The 15,546-nt window shown below is 57.2% G+C and carries 15 protein-coding genes and 1 riboswitch; of the genes, 6 read left to right on the top strand and 9 right to left on the bottom strand.

All coding sequences use genetic code 11. The annotated features are described in order from the left end of the window. Position 1: 1 nt before the first annotated feature. The 6 genes from thiS to GOV91_RS04980 all read right to left on the bottom strand — a co-directional run bounded on the left by thiS (position 2) and on the right by GOV91_RS04980 (position 5,493). The gene (thiS, locus tag GOV91_RS05005; RefSeq protein ID WP_171178577.1) at positions 2 to 196 is read right to left on the bottom strand and encodes a sulfur carrier protein ThiS; all 195 of its coding nucleotides are present in this window, start codon (positions 194 to 196) and stop codon (positions 2 to 4) included. Continuing rightward, entirely contained in the window at positions 180 to 1,157 is a 978-nt protein-coding gene (thiO, locus tag GOV91_RS05000; protein WP_171234668.1) for a glycine oxidase ThiO, read from the bottom strand. The genes thiS and thiO overlap by 17 nt, the downstream gene beginning before the upstream one ends. Continuing rightward, entirely contained in the window at positions 1,154 to 1,957 is an 804-nt protein-coding gene (gene thiD, locus GOV91_RS04995; protein ID WP_171234667.1) for a bifunctional hydroxymethylpyrimidine kinase/phosphomethylpyrimidine kinase, read from the bottom strand. Before thiD ends, thiO begins: the two co-directional genes overlap by 4 nt. Positions 1,958 to 2,001: 44 nt before the next feature. Further along, positions 2,002 to 2,108: riboswitch (TPP riboswitch) on the bottom strand. Between the two features lie 209 nt (positions 2,109 to 2,317). Beyond that, positions 2,318 to 3,586 (bottom strand): ABC transporter permease subunit, encoded by a 1,269-nt coding sequence (locus GOV91_RS04990; protein WP_171178583.1) that lies wholly within the window; start codon positions 3,584 to 3,586, stop codon positions 2,318 to 2,320. After that, positions 3,583 to 4,389: a taurine ABC transporter ATP-binding protein gene (locus GOV91_RS04985; RefSeq protein ID WP_171092888.1), complete on the bottom strand. Its 807-nt coding sequence runs from the start codon at positions 4,387 to 4,389 to the stop codon at positions 3,583 to 3,585. The genes GOV91_RS04990 and GOV91_RS04985 overlap by 4 nt, the downstream gene beginning before the upstream one ends. 102 nt (positions 4,390 to 4,491) lie before the next feature. Continuing rightward, positions 4,492 to 5,493 (bottom strand): ABC transporter substrate-binding protein, encoded by a 1,002-nt coding sequence (locus GOV91_RS04980; RefSeq protein WP_171178586.1) that lies wholly within the window; start codon positions 5,491 to 5,493, stop codon positions 4,492 to 4,494. 293 nt (positions 5,494 to 5,786) lie between these two features. Here GOV91_RS04980 and GOV91_RS04975 point away from each other — a divergent pair, with 293 nt between their 5' ends. Both GOV91_RS04975 and GOV91_RS04970 read left to right on the top strand, forming a co-directional pair. Next, positions 5,787 to 6,575 carry an IclR family transcriptional regulator gene (locus GOV91_RS04975; RefSeq protein WP_245222876.1) on the top strand — a complete coding sequence of 263 codons (789 nt, stop codon included), beginning with the start codon at positions 5,787 to 5,789 and terminating at the stop codon, positions 6,573 to 6,575. 48 nt (positions 6,576 to 6,623) lie between these two features. Then, positions 6,624 to 7,928 carry an FAD-binding oxidoreductase gene (locus GOV91_RS04970; protein WP_171234666.1) on the top strand — a complete coding sequence of 435 codons (1,305 nt, stop codon included), beginning with the start codon at positions 6,624 to 6,626 and terminating at the stop codon, positions 7,926 to 7,928. A gap of 75 nt (positions 7,929 to 8,003) precedes the next feature. Here the strand turns inward: GOV91_RS04970 and dnaJ are convergent, their stop codons facing one another. Then, positions 8,004 to 9,152 (bottom strand): molecular chaperone DnaJ, encoded by a 1,149-nt coding sequence (gene dnaJ, locus GOV91_RS04965; RefSeq protein ID WP_171234665.1) that lies wholly within the window; start codon positions 9,150 to 9,152, stop codon positions 8,004 to 8,006. Positions 9,153 to 9,226: 74 nt separating this feature from the next. After that, positions 9,227 to 11,134 carry a molecular chaperone DnaK gene (gene dnaK / locus GOV91_RS04960; protein ID WP_171178593.1) on the bottom strand — a complete coding sequence of 636 codons (1,908 nt, stop codon included), beginning with the start codon at positions 11,132 to 11,134 and terminating at the stop codon, positions 9,227 to 9,229. 212 nt (positions 11,135 to 11,346) lie between these two features. Between dnaK and GOV91_RS04955 the strand changes: the two genes are divergently transcribed. Next, the gene (locus GOV91_RS04955; RefSeq protein ID WP_171234664.1) at positions 11,347 to 11,949 is read left to right on the top strand and encodes an alpha-ketoglutarate-dependent dioxygenase AlkB; all 603 of its coding nucleotides are present in this window, start codon (positions 11,347 to 11,349) and stop codon (positions 11,947 to 11,949) included. Here the strand turns inward: GOV91_RS04955 and GOV91_RS04950 are convergent. Then, positions 11,946 to 12,770, bottom strand: coding sequence for an ABC transporter permease (locus GOV91_RS04950; RefSeq protein WP_171178597.1), 825 nt, complete (start codon positions 12,768 to 12,770; stop codon positions 11,946 to 11,948). The genes GOV91_RS04955 and GOV91_RS04950 overlap by 4 nt on opposite strands. Before the next feature lie 121 nt (positions 12,771 to 12,891). On the opposite strand from GOV91_RS04950, the gene cysQ reads away from it, so the two are divergent. The 3 genes from cysQ (at position 12,892) to galE (ending at position 15,543) form a co-directional block, all read left to right on the top strand. Then, a complete protein-coding gene (cysQ, locus tag GOV91_RS04945) occupies positions 12,892 to 13,689 on the top strand; it encodes a 3'(2'),5'-bisphosphate nucleotidase CysQ (protein ID WP_171234663.1) in 798 nt (265 codons plus the stop codon). After that, positions 13,689 to 14,489 carry a manno-octulosonate cytidylyltransferase gene (locus GOV91_RS04940; protein WP_171234662.1) on the top strand — a complete coding sequence of 267 codons (801 nt, stop codon included), beginning with the start codon at positions 13,689 to 13,691 and terminating at the stop codon, positions 14,487 to 14,489. Before cysQ ends, GOV91_RS04940 begins: the two co-directional genes overlap by 1 nt. Positions 14,490 to 14,559: 70 nt before the next feature. After that, positions 14,560 to 15,543, top strand: a complete 984-nt coding sequence (gene galE / locus GOV91_RS04935; protein WP_171234661.1) for a UDP-glucose 4-epimerase GalE — start codon at positions 14,560 to 14,562, stop codon at positions 15,541 to 15,543. Positions 15,544 to 15,546 lie beyond the last annotated feature (3 nt).

Genomic DNA, 15,546 nt, shown 5'->3' with positions numbered 1-15,546 from the left:
CTTATCCCCCCTGCATCGGCGCAACGACTTCGACCCGGTCGCCATCGGCCAGTTTGTGCGCGACGCGCAGGCTGGAAGGAACGAAGTCTTCGTTCACTGCGGTGGCAACGCGGCCAGTGAAGCCGCATTCCTCCAGCAGCTCGGCCAGGGTTTCGGCGCGCACATCCCGCGTCTCGCCATTAAGCACGATCTTCATCGACCATCTCCGTATGTGTGTTGTCCAGCGCCAAATCCGCCACACCCTGCGCCAGAGCCGGGGCGAGCAGATAGCCGTGCCGATAAAGTCCGTTGGCATAGATTGTCCGACCCAAGCGACGGATGCGGGGCAAATTGTCGGGAAAGGCGGGACGCAGATCGACGCCGATTTCCAACACCTCTGCCTCACCAAAGGCCGGGTTAAGGGCATAGGCTGCGCTGAGCAGTTCCAGCATGGATCGGGCCGTGATGCGGCTGCTGTCTTCGCTTTCGATCATGGTCGCGCCCAGCATGTAGATGCCATCGCCCCGGGGCACGATATAAAGCGGCATTCGGGGGTGCAAAAGACGCACGGGGCGTGTCAACTCAACGTCCGGGCAACGCACGACCAGCATCTCACCCTTCACACCCCGAAGATCATGCAGGTATTCGCGTGCGTGCAGTCCGCGACAGTCGATCGCGTGCTCAACTTGTGCAGGGGCCAATTTGCGATGGAATTCCACCCCTTGTTCCTTCAAGCCTCGGTGTAGGTCCTGCAATGCCTGGCGGGGATCAAGGTGGGCTTCCTGGTCAAAGAACAGGCCCTTCCCAAACCCGTGCAAATCAGGCTCTAAATCAGCAATTTTTGCGCGATCGGCTTCCACAAACGCTTCGGTCCGACGCGCAAATCTGCGTAGGTCCGGCAGGTCTCGTGTATTGGCGACAACCAGCGTACCGCACCGCTGTACCTTTGTGCGACCAGCCCACCAATCGATTGCCCGCTGACCCAGTCTCAGCACCGGTTCTTCCGCGTTTTCGTATTCGCACCAGGGTGCCAGCATACCCCCGGCCCACCATGAACACCCGTGCGGGCCTGGCGGGCCGCCGGGATCAAACACCTGCACCTTCGCGCCGCGCGACACCAGTTCGCTGGCGACGGCCAGACCGGCCACCCCGGCTCCTATGACAGACCAGACGGTCACTTGGGCCAGACCTGATGGAAATGATGCACCGGACCGTGCCCAGAACCCACGTTCAGCTCATCTGCGCGTCCAATCGCGCCTTGCAGGTATTCATGCGCCTGCGCAACGGCATCCTGCATCGTCAGACCCTTTGCCAAACCCGCGGCAATCGAGGACGATAAAGTGCATCCAGTCCCATGCGTATTTTTAGTGTTCCGGCGCGGGGCCTGAAACTCTGCCACGATACCTGTCGGGTCGATCAGCAAGTCATGACACACCTCGCCCGCGCCGTGTCCGCCTTTCATCACCACAGCGCGCGCACCCAAAGCGCAAAGAGCCTGACCCTGAGCGGCCATCTCCTCGGGTGTTTCGACCTCTTGGGCATCCAACAGGCAAGCGGCTTCGGGCAGATTTGGGGTCAAAACCGCCGCCATCGGCAACAGCACATCGCGCAAGGTCTGGATTGCCTCTTGCGCCAGCAAGGCGTCACCAGACTTGGCGATCATCACCGGGTCCAGAACAATGGGGCCCTGAAAGTTGGCCAACCCGTTTGCGACGGTTTGAATGATCTCAGGTGTTGCCAGCATACCGATCTTGACAGCTTTGACATCCAGATCGCCCAGCACTGCTTGAATTTGCGCCTCGATCACGTCCAGAGGAATACCATGCACCGCTGTGACGGCCTGCGTGTTCTGTGCGGTGACGGCGGTGATCACGCTTGCAACAAAAACACCAAGTGCTGACATGGCCTTCATGTCAGCCTGTATTCCGGCACCGCCGCCGCTGTCAGATCCCGCAATGGTCAAGGCAATTGCAGCCATATCGTCGCTCCATCTTCTTTGGGCAACGATGTAGGAAAACTGTCTGCATTCAAAAGACCGTTCCCTACGCCGGAATTGCCCGGATCAGGTTCGATGGGTTAACGCAGCCACGCCTCTCAGCCCTGCAAATAGGGCACCCCAACGGTTGGGGCAGACAATCTCAGCCACCGACACCGAACGCAAGAGCCAAATGGGCGTTATCGGTCAGCAAACTGGATATATCGCTGGTCCGTTTTGCAACACGCGTAGTGGCGCGGCAGGCGCAAAACACATAAGGCGCGGCACCCTGACCGGGAAACCGCGCCTCATGATCTTTATGGGTGCACCCAGACGTGTATTGACGTCTGGTGCAAGTCTATATCAGCTTTTGCCTTTCCAGGGCACCAGAATACGTTCGGCCCAGCGCATCAGCATGTCGATGCCGAAGCCGATGACACCAATCAGGATGATGCCCATGATCACGATGTCGGTATTCTGGAATTTGGAGGCAACCATAATCATCATGCCCGCCCCTTTTTCAGCGGCGACCAGTTCAGCAGCAACAACCGTGCCCCAGCAGACGCCCATCGCAACCCGCGCACCGGTGAAGATCTCGGGCAACGAATTGGGGATGATAACATGGCGCATCACCTGCCACTTTGACGCCCCAAGGGAATAGGCCGCGTGTACCTTCGAGATGTTCACGCCGGACACACCAGAACGGGCCGCAATCGCCATGATCCAGAGCGCAGCCAGGAACAGCAAGATGATCTTGCCACCCTCACCGATCCCTGCCCAAATGATCACCAGCGGGATCAGAGCCAACGGTGGCACCGGGCGCATAAACTCGACAATCGGGTCGAACCAGCCACGGAACCAGTTGGACAGACCCATGGCATAGCCCAAGGGAATGCCCACAAGCGATCCCAGTAGGAAGCCCACGATCACGCGGAACAGCGAGTAACCCAGATGCTCCCAAAGGGTGAAATTCCGGAAGCCTTCGCTGGCAATCTCGCCCAAGCGCTCGAAAACGTTTTCCGGTGCGGGCAGCCAGATCGGCTCCATCTGCCAGCCCTTGTCCGGGTCGATGTTGAGCGTGCCGCGCTGCGACATGACCACACGACCGAAATCGGTGTTCACAGAACCACCCGGCTCAATCGACTGACCATTCACGGCAACGATCTTTGCACCTTCGTCACGACCGATCTCATCATTTCGGTCAAGGCGGGCCAACTTACTGCGATAGGCCTGCACCACAACGGCATCGTCCTTGGCGAATCCATCGCCGGGCGCGACCTCGGGTTCATCCACCGGTGCGTCCGCAGGGTGCACGATCACCGTCACTGAGGCGTCATCGGTCTGACCATCAGCCGTTTCAACAGTGTAGGTGAATGAGCCCTCTCCGACATAAGGACCGGGCGCGTGCAAGAAGGACGGCAACAAGGCCGACCCGGTGAATGCGCCCCAAAGCACGAAGATGGCGATGATCGAGATGATTGATGCCTTACGATCCGAGACAACAGCGCTTTCATCGCCGAAAGTGACCGTCTTAAGTGAGGTGAAATCATGGCGGTCTGTGCCTGCAGTCACCAGTTTGACCACAAAGAAAGCGCCGATAAATATCGCGATATAGATCAGAATGGGGATCATTGCGCTGCCTCCGTCCGACCCATGATTTCTTCTTCCATGTCCCAGATCATGCCCAGGATCTCTTCGCGGTTGGTGGCGAAGTCAGGGTGTTTTTTGACCTCACGCAGATCCTGGTCGACGCCCATATCTGCGAAGGGGAGGCGATATTCCTTGTGAATGCGCCCCGGTCTGGGTGCCATCACGAGCAGACGCTCGCCCAGCAGCAGCGCTTCTTCCACCGAGTGGGTGATCAGGATGATTGTCTTGCCGGTCTCCTTCCACAGCTTCAGAACCAGCGATTGCATTTTTTCACGGGTCAGCGCATCCAGCGCGCCAAGCGGTTCGTCCATCAGGATGACATCGGGGTCATTTGCGAGACACCGCGCCAGCGCCACACGCTGCTGCATCCCGCCAGACAATTCGTAGATAGCCTTTTCCTTGAAGTCCTGAAGCCCCACGACCTCAAGTAGATGATCGACCTCGGCCGCGTATTGCGCTTCCTTCTGCCCCTTCATCCGAGGGCCAAAGCTTACATTATCACGCACGCTCATCCATTCGAACAAAGCGCCCTTCTGAAACACCATGCCACGTTCGGCATCAGGGCCAGTGACCGTGTGGCCATTCATCACGATCTGCCCTTCGGTCGGGGCCAGAAAACCCGCAACGATGTTCAGCAGTGTGGTCTTGCCGCAACCTGAGGGGCCCAGCACGCTCATCAACTCGCCTTCGTTCAGATGCAACGTGACATCCTTCAACGCCTGCACGGCCGTTCCGTTAGGCAGGTCGAAGCGCATGGAGATGTTTTCGATGGATAAACCTGTCATATCCCGCTTTCTTTAGATGAGGGCGCCGCCACAAGCAGGCGGCACGCCCGATTGCCGGGGGAGGATCGGCGGGCGCATGGAAATGCGCCACGCCAAACCTTGTTACTTGCCGTCGGCAATCGTCATCGGCTCGGTGTTGACCGAGTTGGCATAGCTGTCCAGCGCACCGTCAATGCTGCCGGCCTCGACAAACACGTCGGCTACGCCCTTCATGAAGGTCTGCACGTTTCCGCCCAGCCATTTCTGCGACAGCTGGTCATCCATGCTGGGGAAACCCATCGTTCCGATGGCCGCGCGCGCGCCTTCAAGATCCATGCCGGATTCTTTGGCAACAACTTCAAGCATCGCATCACCGCCCGCACCCGAGTTCCAACGCTCATTTGCATCCGCAGTTACCTGAAGGAACTGGGCGACCAGCTCAGGGTTTTCCGAGATAAAGCTTTCCGGGGCCGAGGTCACATCGAACACCAGAATACCCAGTTCTTCCTTCTCGGCACCGGTCAACAGAACGTTGCCGTGCTCTTTCATCCGGGACAGACCGCCGCCATAGCCACACGCGAAATCAACTGCGCCCTGGCTTAGGGCCGCAGCACCTTCAGGCGGGGCCATGTCGACAACTTCAAGGCTGGCCAAGTCGATACCGAAGTGATCCATCTGGCGAAGGAAGCCATAGTGCGCGGCGGTACCCAGTGGCACAGCCACCTTTTTGCCTGCCAGCTCGCTGGCGTTTTCCTTATCGATCTCCAGCGCTTCCGACACGACACAGTTGTCGTTCTCGGAATACGTCACAGCGACATCGACCACCTGAATCGCCTGACCAGCGGATGCGGCAACAACGAAAGGCGGAATGCCCTGGCTGACCGCGATCTGCACGTCGCCCGAGGCCATGGCCGCGCTCATCGCAGTGCCGGTTTCAAAGCTCACCCAATTCACCTTGAGGCCAAGTGCCTCGTCATAGGTTCCGTTGGCCTTGGCTTCTAGCATGGGCAGCGGCCATTCCAGGAAGTATGCAACGGTGATTTCGTCCAGGTCCTGCGCAAGCACTGCATGGCTTGTCAACGCAAGCACACTGGTCGCAGCGAGAGTGGCGAGTGTTTTTTTCATGGTATCCTCCGGTTGGGTCACTTTTTTACAGCGCGTTCCGCTGTTTTACTGTGAGAGAGCATTGGGTGCGCCTTACGGTACTGTGCCGTGTATTTTTCTTTTTTGCACGCCGCCAATCAAGAAGCCTCTCATTCTATCGTTGTGCAGAACAGGTGTTCTGAAATAGAACACTAGTGAGTACGCATTCTTTTCGTCAACTGTTTATTCTTCAAGTTTTGCTGTGAGCGTATTCAAAAGTTGAAACGGTTAAAAACTCGTCGTAGTTCTGCAATGCAGTAGATATGGGAGTGGGCATGGCAAGATCGACAGACAGCTCTATCGTCGCAAAGTGCGCTATGATCATGGATGCCCTGACCCACGCAAAAAGACCTATGGGTTTTTCGGATATCGTTGCGCGGACAGGTTTGGTCAAAAGCTCGTGCCACCGCGTACTTGCCGTTCTTCAAAGTGAGCGGATGGTCGAATACGACAAAAGCGGCAGAACCTACAAACCTGGCTCGCGATTTCAGGAATGGGCACGCGCCGGATTTCGACACCCGGATCTTCAGCAGGTTGTCGCAGAACCTGTTGACCGCCTCAGCGAAGCGACAGGATTGAACATTGCGCTGTCTGTTTTGGATGGCGATACCATTTTGTACCTGCGGACAACCAATAATGTTTCGGTTCGGTACGCAGCGCGTGCAGGCGACCACGCACCGCTGCACTGCACAGCCGCAGGCAAAGTTTTCCTTGCGTTTATGCCCGAAAAACAGCGCAATTCCGTGCTCGACTCGGCCGGATTGGAAAAGTTCACCGAATACACAAAGACCAACCTGCCAGAGCTTGAGACCGACTTGGGTGTCGTTCGGAATCAGGGCTATGCGGTTGTCGTGAAAGAGGAATTTCTCCAGGTCATGGGCATGTCCGCTCCTATTTGGAATGATCAGGGCAAAGTCGCCGCCTGTCTTTCTGTTTGGACTTTGACGGCAGACGACACGCCAGAGGAATTGCTTGCCAGCCTTGACTTGCTGAAACAAACCGCTGCCGAGATCTGTAGTCGGATCGGCGGCGAAGCACCCGAAAACTTCCACTTGACGACCTGACGGATGCTATCGAATATTGGAATTATTGTTCCGATATACGAGATTTTTATGTTCGCAACACCACCTGCCATGGCCACGCGGCCGAACTCGCTTTGGGCCAGCACTGCGCCGTCAATGCCCGACAGCCCACAATTGACCGGCGATCTGCACGCGGACGTGTCCATTCTGGGCGCTGGCTTCACCGGTCTGCGCGCAGCATTGGCCTTGGCCGAGGCAGGTACGTCAGCCGTCGTACTCGATGCCGGTGATGTAGGCTGGGGCGCATCGGGGCGCACTGGCGGGCAGGTCAATCCTATGCTGCCTTTCAACTCACCCAAAGACTTACAGCTTATGCTGGGACAGACTTATTTTGAGCGTCTGTCCGAAGTGTCTCTGAATTCCGCCGACGAATTGTTCTCGTTGATCGACACCTATCAAATCCCGTGCCAAGCCCGGCAGAAGGGCTGGCTGAGGGTACTGCACAACGACCGGGCCTTGCAAAAGGCCGAGGCGGACGTGAAAGCCTGGAACGAATTTGGCGCAGGAATGGAGCTTCTGCGTGGGGATGATCTGCGAATCACCTCGGGCACTGCTGCCTATTCCAGTGGTGTCGTGACCCCACGCGGTGGCGCCGTACAGCCAATGATGCTGGCGCGCGGCGTAGCAGGTGCCGCCCAACAACGCGGCGTTTCGATTTTTGGAAACAGCGCTGTCACCTCGATGAACAAGGTCGGCGGTAAGTGGCAACTGCGCACAGATCAGGGTTCGGTCACCTCTGACACTGTGATCGTTGCAACCAACGGCTATACCGGCCCACTGGTGCCGAAACTACCCAACAGCATCATGCCTCTGACCCCGATCCAGATTGCAACAGACCCGTTGCCGGAAGACGTCATTGCTTCGATCCTGCCACAGGGGCACACAATCTCGGACAGCCGACGGATCATCATGTATGCACGGCGAGAGCCAGACAATCGGTTGGTCTACGGTGGGTTGGGCCGCATGGACCGCGCGGGCAACCTGGGCGGTTTCGATTGGCTTCAACGAGACGCCGAACGCGTTTTTCCTCAGGTGAAAGGAGCCAACTGGTCCCATCATTGGGGCGGGCGCATCGCGGTTACCGACGACCACCTGCCTCACCTGCATGAACCGCAGCCGGGCCTTTTAATCGGGCTAGGCTACAACGGGCGCGGCGTTGCAATGTCACATGTGATGGGCCGCGTTCTAGCCGAGCGTGCCCTGGGCGCTGACTCTGAATCTCTGACCTTTCCAACAACACCGGTGCGGGCCATGTCCTATCGCCCGTTCAAGATTGCAGGTCTGGGAACGGCGATCTGGTCGATGCGTTTCATGGATTGGCTGGAAACCAGATAGTGCCAAACGAAGCCATGTCGTTTTGATTTTTACAACGGTCAAAACGTAAAAGAGGCGGCAATCGCCGCCTCAGTCTTAGCCTTTCATTCCGTCCCAGAAGGATTTGACGGAAGAGAAAAAGCTTTTGGATTCCGGGTGGTTGTCTTCACCCAGGTCCTCAAACTCGCGCAGCAGCTCTTTCTGACGACTGGTCAGGTTGACCGGAGTTTCCACCGCCAGTTCGATGAACATATCACCAACGCCACCACCACGCAGGGCGGGCATGCCTTTGCCACGCAGGCGCATCTGGCGACCTGACTGACTGCCGGCTGGAATCTGGACACGGCCCCGTCCACCATCAATGGTCGGAACTTCGATCGAACCGCCCAGCGCGGCCTTGGCCATGCTAACCGGAACCCGGCAATAAAGGTTTACGCTGTCGCGTTCGAACAGTTTGTGGTCGGAGACCTCGACAAAGATATAGAGATCGCCCGGAGGACCGCCGCGCATCCCAGCTTCGCCCTCGCCAGCCAGCCGAATCCGTGTTCCGGTTTCAACACCAGCTGGGATATTGACGGACAAAGCACGATCTTTTTCGACACGGCCGGAACCCTGGCAGGATTTGCAGGGGTTCTTGATGATCTGACCCAGCCCAGAACAGGTCGGGCAGGTGCGTTCAACCGTAAAGAAGCCCTGTTGCGCCCGCACTTTGCCCATGCCCGAACAAGTGGGGCAGGTTGTGGGTTCAACGCCACCTTCAGCGCCGGTTCCGTCACAGGACGAACAGGCCACGGCGGTGGGGACGTTAATGGTTTTCTGCAGGCCCGAGAACGCCTCTTCCAGCGTCACGCGCAGATTATAGCGCAGGTCCGATCCGCGTGCAGCACGACGCCCGCCGCCACCACCGCGTTGGCCACCCATGAAATCGCCGAACAGATCATCAAAAACGTCCGAGAATGCGCTGGAAAAGTCGCCCTGACCAAAGCCGCCGCCGGGACGCCCGCCGCCGCCCATGCCGTTTTCAAAAGCGGCATGGCCGAAGCGGTCGTAAGCGGCCTTTTTGTCGGCGTCGCGCAACACGTCATAGGCTTCGTTCGCTTCCTTGAACTGCGCCTCGGCATCCGGGTTGTCCTTGTTACGGTCGGGATGCAATTCTTTGGCTTTCTTTCGAAAACCCTTTTTGATCTCGTCCGCCGATGCACCTTTGGCTACGCCGAGCACATCGTAATAGTCGCGTTTTGACATCAGTGTTTCCTTCTGCCTCAACGTAATCGGGCCGGCCCGGCAACCGGACCGGCCCGAATTGGCCCGGTTACCCGTTAGTTACGCTTGTCGTTGTCCAGATCTTCGAACTCGGCATCGACAATGTCATCGTCGCCCGGTGCGGCGTCGGCTGCTGCGGGCTCTTCTTCGCCTTCTTCGGCTTGCGCCTTATAGATGGCTTCGCCCAGCTTCATGGCCGCTTCGGTGACGTTCTGGATACCCGACTTGATCTTGTCGGCATTCTCGGTCTCCAGCTCGTCCTTCAAGGCGGCGATCGCCAGCTCGATGGCTTCGATGGTGGTCGGGTCGACCTTGTCGGAATGTTCTTCCATCGACTTCTCGGTCGAGTGGATGAGGCTTTCCGCCTGGTTCTTGGCGTCGACCAGCTCGCGGCGTTCCTTGTCGGCTTCCGCGTTCTCCTCGGCGTCCTTGACCATCTTTTCGATGTCCTCGTCGGACAGACCGCCCGAAGCCTGGATAGTGATCTTCTGCTCTTTGCCGGTGCCTTTGTCTTTGGCCGAAACCGAGACAATGCCGTTGGCGTCGATGTCAAAAGTCACCTCGATCTGAGGCATACCGCGCGGTGCGGGCGGGATGTCTTCAAGGTTGAACTGACCCAGGATCTTGTTGTCCGCAGCCATTTCACGCTCACCCTGGAACACGCGGATGGTCACGGCATTCTGGTTGTCCTCGGCGGTCGAGAAGACCTGAGACTTCTTGGTCGGGATCGTGGTGTTGCGGTCGATCAGGCGGGTAAACACGCCACCCAGAGTCTCGATGCCCAGCGACAGCGGGGTCACGTCAAGCAGAACAACGTCTTTGACGTCGCCCTGCAGAACACCGGCCTGAATGGCGGCGCCCATGGCAACCACTTCGTCCGGGTTCACACCCTTGTGCGGCTCTTTCCCGAAGAATTTGGTGACCTCTTCGATCACTTTCGGCATCCGGGTCATACCACCAACCAGAACAACTTCGTCCACGTCAGCAGCCGACAGACCGGCGTCTTTCAGAGCGGCAGCGCAAGGCTTCATCGACTTTTTGATCAGGTCCGACACCAGCGATTCCAGCTTGGCACGGGTCAGTTTCATGACCATGTGCAGCGGCTGACCGTTCGAACCCATCGAGATGAACGGCTGGTTGATTTCGGTCTGCGAGGTCGAGGACAGTTCGATCTTGGCTTTTTCAGCGGCCTCTTTCAGACGCTGCAGGGCCATCTTGTCTTGGGACAGATCGACGCCGTGTTCCTTCTTGAACTCATCCGCCAGGTAGTTGACGATGCGCATGTCAAAGTCTTCACCGCCCAGGAAGGTGTCACCGTTGGTCGATTTGACCTCGAACAGGCCGTCATCGATTTCCAGGATGGTCACGTCGAAGGTACCACCACCAAGGTCATAAACCGCGATGGTTTGGGTTTCTTCCTTGTCCAGACCATAGGCCAGAGCAGCCGCTGTCGGTTCGTTGATGATCCGCAGTACTTCCAGACCGGCGATTTTACCGGCGTCTTTGGTGGCCTGACGCTGAGCGTCGTTGAAGTATGCCGGAACGGTGATGACCGCCTGCGTGACTTCTTCACCCAGATAGCTCTCGGCGGTTTCCTTCATCTTGCCCAGAGTGAAGGCCGAGATCTGGCTTGGGGAGTACTTTTCACCGCGGGCCTCGACCCACGCGTCACCATTGCCGCCATCAACGATGGCGTACGGCACCATTTTCTTGTCTTTTTCGACTTCTGCATCATCCACACGACGGCCGATCAGGCGCTTGACGCCAAAGATCGTGTTGTCGGGGTTGGTGACCGCCTGACGCTTTGCAGGCTGACCGACCAGTCGCTCATCTTCGGTGAAGGCGACGATCGAGGGCGTGGTCCGCGCCCCTTCTGCGTTTTCGATGACCTTCGGCTGCGAGCCATCCATGATGGCCACACACGAGTTGGTGGTTCCGAGGTCAATCCCGATTACTTTTCCCATTTTTGCAATCCCTTTCTCTTCAAGGCGATGTCTCGAGAACCGGACCCGTTACGGCATCCCGTCCCCGATCTGATGTGCGCGACAGCACTACCATCGCGCGTCCCGGCGTATATAAGGGCGAGACCAAGGGCCTGCAAGCACCGTAAAAGGCAGGTTTTCGGGAATCTGTGGCCTTTTTTGGCAAGGATTTGGAAAGGATTGGGGTTTCCGGAATGGCGCGGCTGATTTTGCGGGGGTTCGACATCAGAAAAGGCCATCTGGATCCTGCCACCCAGACGCAGGTCATCGCTGATCTGCGGCCGATTCTGAAATCCGCGCCCTTGTTTCGCCCCGTCACGCCCTCGGGCAAAGAGATGTCGGTGCGGATGACCTCGGCCGGGGATTTGGGTTGGGTGACAGACAAAGCGGGCTATCGGTATCAGGAACAGCATCCAAAGGGCGGAGTTTGGCCCGGCATTCCCAACAGTATTTTGGGTATCTGGCATGACTTGGTCAGCACGGAACATGAGCCGGATTGCTGTTTGGTCAATTATTATGGCGAAGGCGCAAAGATGGGCCTGCATCAGGACAAGGACGAGGCTGATTTTTCCTGGCCCGTGTTGTCAATTTCTCTGGGCGATGACGCCCTGTTTCGCATTGGCAACACCACCCGTGGCGGCAAGACCGAGTCGATCTGGCTCAGCTCGGGCGATGTGGTGGTCATGGGCGGGCCAGCTCGACTGGCATATCACGGGGTAGACCGGATCAGGTTCGGATCGTCACGCCTGCTGCCCAAAGGCGGGCGGATCAACCTTACACTTCGCGTGGCGCGTTAACGGCGGGCATTCCAGCTTTGTGACACATGCTGACGCGTAAAGAACTCACCCATCAAGCCGATCATCAACAAGGCGATCCCGACCCAAAGCGCGTATTCCCAACTGGTGTTGCGGGGGAAATAGTTCTGAAAAATGAAACCGCGGCACTGATCAATGATGTGAAAAAGCGGATTCCAGGCGAACATCATCAACAACCATCCGCCCATCGTGTTTGCGACAAACATTTTACCGGAAAACACCATGTTCATTCGGCGGTAAATGTTTGACAGCATAGCAACGGTTGTCGGGAACCAGGGTTTGATCGCCATGAACACAAGCCCGATCGCGCATCCGGTGAACCAGGCCAGTAAAACCATCCCAAAGGCACCACCGGGATTCTCAATATCCAAAGGGGCGACTGCAACATTATAAATGAACAGAAGGACGCACATGGCCATCACCTGTTTGTACAGCGTGCCGAAAGCCGCCGCCAAGATAAGGACCATCGCATTCATTGGCGAATGCAGCGTCATTGGGTTGTTGGCCGAACCAACCCCGGAAATCGACCCAATCGACTGGATATGCATCATAAACGGAAGGACGCCGGACAGGATATACAGCAGGAATTCACCCCTGATCTTGGCTATGCCACCCCGACCCAGCAATGTCATGAGCAGGTAGAACACCATGCACATCACCACCAGTTGTATGACGTTAATCAAAATGGCGATAACCGCATTCGGGTGCTGTGCCCGCACATTTCTAACAACAGCATGGAACACAAGCTCAGCAGTTGTGAACGCGCCGCCCAGCAGCGATTGATTGCGCTTGAAGTAAAACACTCGAAGGTCTTTCCTGCCTCGTCGCCCTCAATCTGGCATGAATATCTTGCCGTTCCGTAACCGCCACATCATAAGTCGGTCATGAGTTTGGATCAACAAACCACAGGAACGGAGCATTTTTGTGACCTATGACGCGCTTATCCCAGTCATCCGACGTCTTGCCCTCGAGGCAGGCGATAAGATCATGGAGATTTATGAGGCAGATGATTTCGATGTCAAAGTCAAATCTGACTCCAGCCCAGTAACCGAGGCAGATGAGGCTGCAGACGCATTGATTTCCGCCGGTTTGCGCGCAGCTTTCCCGGATATTCTGCTGGTCACTGAAGAACAGGCGGCTTCGCATTCGGAAAAAGGTGATACGTTCCTGATAGTTGATCCGCTGGACGGCACCAAAGAATTCATCAACCGCCGTGGCGACTTTACCGTCAACATTGCGCTGGTCGAAAACGGAACACCAACGCGAGGTGTTGTTTATGCCCCAGCTCGCGGTCGTATGTTCTATACACAAGCCGATGGCCGTTCGGTCGAGGAAACCGGCGCATTTGACAAGGACACACCTGGTGATTTGACGAATATTTCAGTCTCTAAACCGGACAATTCGGCACTTTTGGTCGTGGCTTCGAAATCCCACAGGGATCAGGCGACCGAGGATTACATCAGCAAGTACCAAGCCAAAGACAGCAAAAGCGCAGGGTCTTCCCTCAAGTTCTGTCTGGTGGCCACCGGTGAAGCGGATATCTACCCACGTGTCGGTCGCACAATGGAATGGGATACAGCGGCAGGCCACGCGGTTCTGGCCGGGGCCGGTGGCCAGGTGGTGCGTTTTGACGACCATTCGCCGCTGCTCTATGGCAAAGAAGGCTATGCCAACCCGTTTTTTATCGCCTACGCTCCGGGTGTTGAACTAAAGGAAGCCTGATGTCTGTTCTGATTGCCATCCCCGCCCGCTATGCCTCGACCCGCTATCCGGGCAAGCCGTTGGTGCCGCTATCTGGTGCCACAGGCACTGCGATGACGCTGATCGAACGGTCCTGGCGCGCAGCCAAGTCTGTCTCGGGCGTTGATCGGGTGGTCGTTGCAACGGATGACGATCGTATCCGCGAGGTCTCGGAAGGGTTTGGGGCCGAAGTGGTGATGACTTCGGAAAGCTGTCAGAACGGCACCGAACGCTGCGCCGAAGCGCATGAGGTTCTGGGGGCTGGGTATGATATGGTGGTCAACCTTCAGGGCGACGCGCCACTGACGCCACACTGGTTTGTAGAAGACCTGATCGCGGGCCTGCGCGCGGCGCCGGATGCTGGTGTGGCCACGCCTGTGCTGCGCTGTGACGGCGACGCGCTGAACAGTTTGCTGAACGACCGAAAGCATGACCGTGTCGGAGGAACCACCGCTGTGTTCGGTCGCGATCACAGCGCGATGTATTTCTCGAAAGAGGTCGTGCCGTTTACCTCGCAGACCTATGCAGGCGACGAGCCGACCCCGGTGTTTCATCACGTGGGCGTATATGCTTATCGGCCCGATGCGCTTGCCGCATATCCAGGCTGGCCCACCGGCCCGCTCGAGCAATTGGAAGGCCTGGAGCAGCTTCGGTTCATGGAGAACGGCCGCAAGGTACTGTGCGTCGAAGTCGAGGCCAAGGGCCGCCAGTTCTGGGAACTGAACAACCCGCAGGATGTCTCAAAGATCGAAGAGATGATGGCGGCGATGGGGTTGGAATAACCGATTTTCCCCATGACATCCGGCGGTGCTCAAATTTTAAGTATAGTTAACTCGTTTTAAAGGACGCATCATGACAACTATCCTTGTTACTGGCGGTGCAGGGTATATCGGCTCGCACGCGTGCAAAGCGCTGGCGCAAGCGGGTTATGTGCCTGTGACATATGACAATCTGGTCACGGGTTGGCAGGATGCGGTGAAATACGGCCCTTTCGAGCAGGGCGACCTGCTGGACCGCGCGCGTCTGGACGAGGTGTTTGCCAAACACCAACCGGCAGCCGTGATGCATTTTGCGGCCCTAAGCCAGGTGGGCGACGCGATGAAGCAGCCCGGATTGTACTGGTCAAACAACGTCACCGGTTCGTTGACCTTGATCGAAGCTGCGGTTGCAGCCGGGTGTTTGAATTTTGTGTTCTCGTCCACATGCGCCACCTATGGTGAACATGACAACGTGGTTCTGGATGAATCCACCGCGCAGTATCCACTGAATGCCTATGGTGCATCGAAACGTGCAATCGAAGATATCCTGAAAGATTTCGAAGTGGCCCACGGCCTGCGCCACGTCATTTTCCGCTATTTCAACGTTGCCGGGGCAGACCCTGACGGAGACGTTGGTGAATTCCACCGGCCCGAAACGCACCTGATCCCTCTGATGCTGGATGCGATCGACGGCAAACGCGAAGGCCTGACCGTCTTTGGGACCGACTATGACACCCCCGACGGCACATGTATCCGCGACTATGTACATGTCTGCGATCTGGTCGACGCGCATGTTCTGGGGCTGGAATGGCTGGAACAAGGCAAGGAAAGCCGTGTTTTCAATCTGGGCACCGGATCAGGATTTTCCGTGTTGGAGGTAATCGAGCAATCCAAATCCGTTACCAACCGCCCTGTGCCTTATTCAACCGGGCCTCGTCGGGCAGGCGATTGTACCAAGCTGGTCTCGGGCTCTGTTCGGGCTGAAACTGAACTGGGATGGATGCCAAAACGCTCCACGTTAGAGACAATGATAGCGGATGCCTGGCGCTGGCATCAGAACGGCCACTACGAGAAATGAGGC

The sequence above is a fragment of the Ruegeria sp. HKCCA6837 genome, assembly GCF_013034475.1.
Taxonomy (GTDB): Bacteria; Pseudomonadota; Alphaproteobacteria; order Rhodobacterales; family Rhodobacteraceae; genus Ruegeria.
This window is presented reverse-complemented; position numbering and strand designations above follow the sequence as displayed.

Bases quoted from the DNA above. Each gene is read 5' to 3' on its own strand.
- thiS (WP_171178577.1), bottom strand. From the start codon at position 196: ATGAAGATCGTGCTTAATGGCGAGACGCGGGATGTGCGCGCCGAAACC.
- GOV91_RS04980 (WP_171178586.1), bottom strand. From the start codon at position 5,493: ATGAAAAAAACACTCGCCACTCTCGCTGCGACCAGTGTGCTTGCGTTG.
- GOV91_RS04970 (WP_171234666.1), top strand. From the start codon at position 6,624: ATGTTCGCAACACCACCTGCCATGGCCACGCGGCCGAACTCGCTTTGG.
- galE (WP_171234661.1), top strand. From the start codon at position 14,560: ATGACAACTATCCTTGTTACTGGCGGTGCAGGGTATATCGGCTCGCAC.
- dnaJ (WP_171234665.1), bottom strand. From the start codon at position 9,152: ATGTCAAAACGCGACTATTACGATGTGCTCGGCGTAGCCAAAGGTGCA.
- GOV91_RS04985 (WP_171092888.1), bottom strand. From the start codon at position 4,389: ATGACAGGTTTATCCATCGAAAACATCTCCATGCGCTTCGACCTGCCT.
- GOV91_RS04940 (WP_171234662.1), top strand. From the start codon at position 13,689: ATGTCTGTTCTGATTGCCATCCCCGCCCGCTATGCCTCGACCCGCTAT.
- GOV91_RS04990 (WP_171178583.1), bottom strand. From the start codon at position 3,586: ATGATCCCCATTCTGATCTATATCGCGATATTTATCGGCGCTTTCTTT.
- dnaK (WP_171178593.1), bottom strand. From the start codon at position 11,134: ATGGGAAAAGTAATCGGGATTGACCTCGGAACCACCAACTCGTGTGTG.
- GOV91_RS04955 (WP_171234664.1), top strand. From the start codon at position 11,347: ATGGCGCGGCTGATTTTGCGGGGGTTCGACATCAGAAAAGGCCATCTG.
- thiD (WP_171234667.1), bottom strand. From the start codon at position 1,957: ATGGCTGCAATTGCCTTGACCATTGCGGGATCTGACAGCGGCGGCGGT.
- GOV91_RS04975 (WP_245222876.1), top strand. From the start codon at position 5,787: ATGGCAAGATCGACAGACAGCTCTATCGTCGCAAAGTGCGCTATGATC.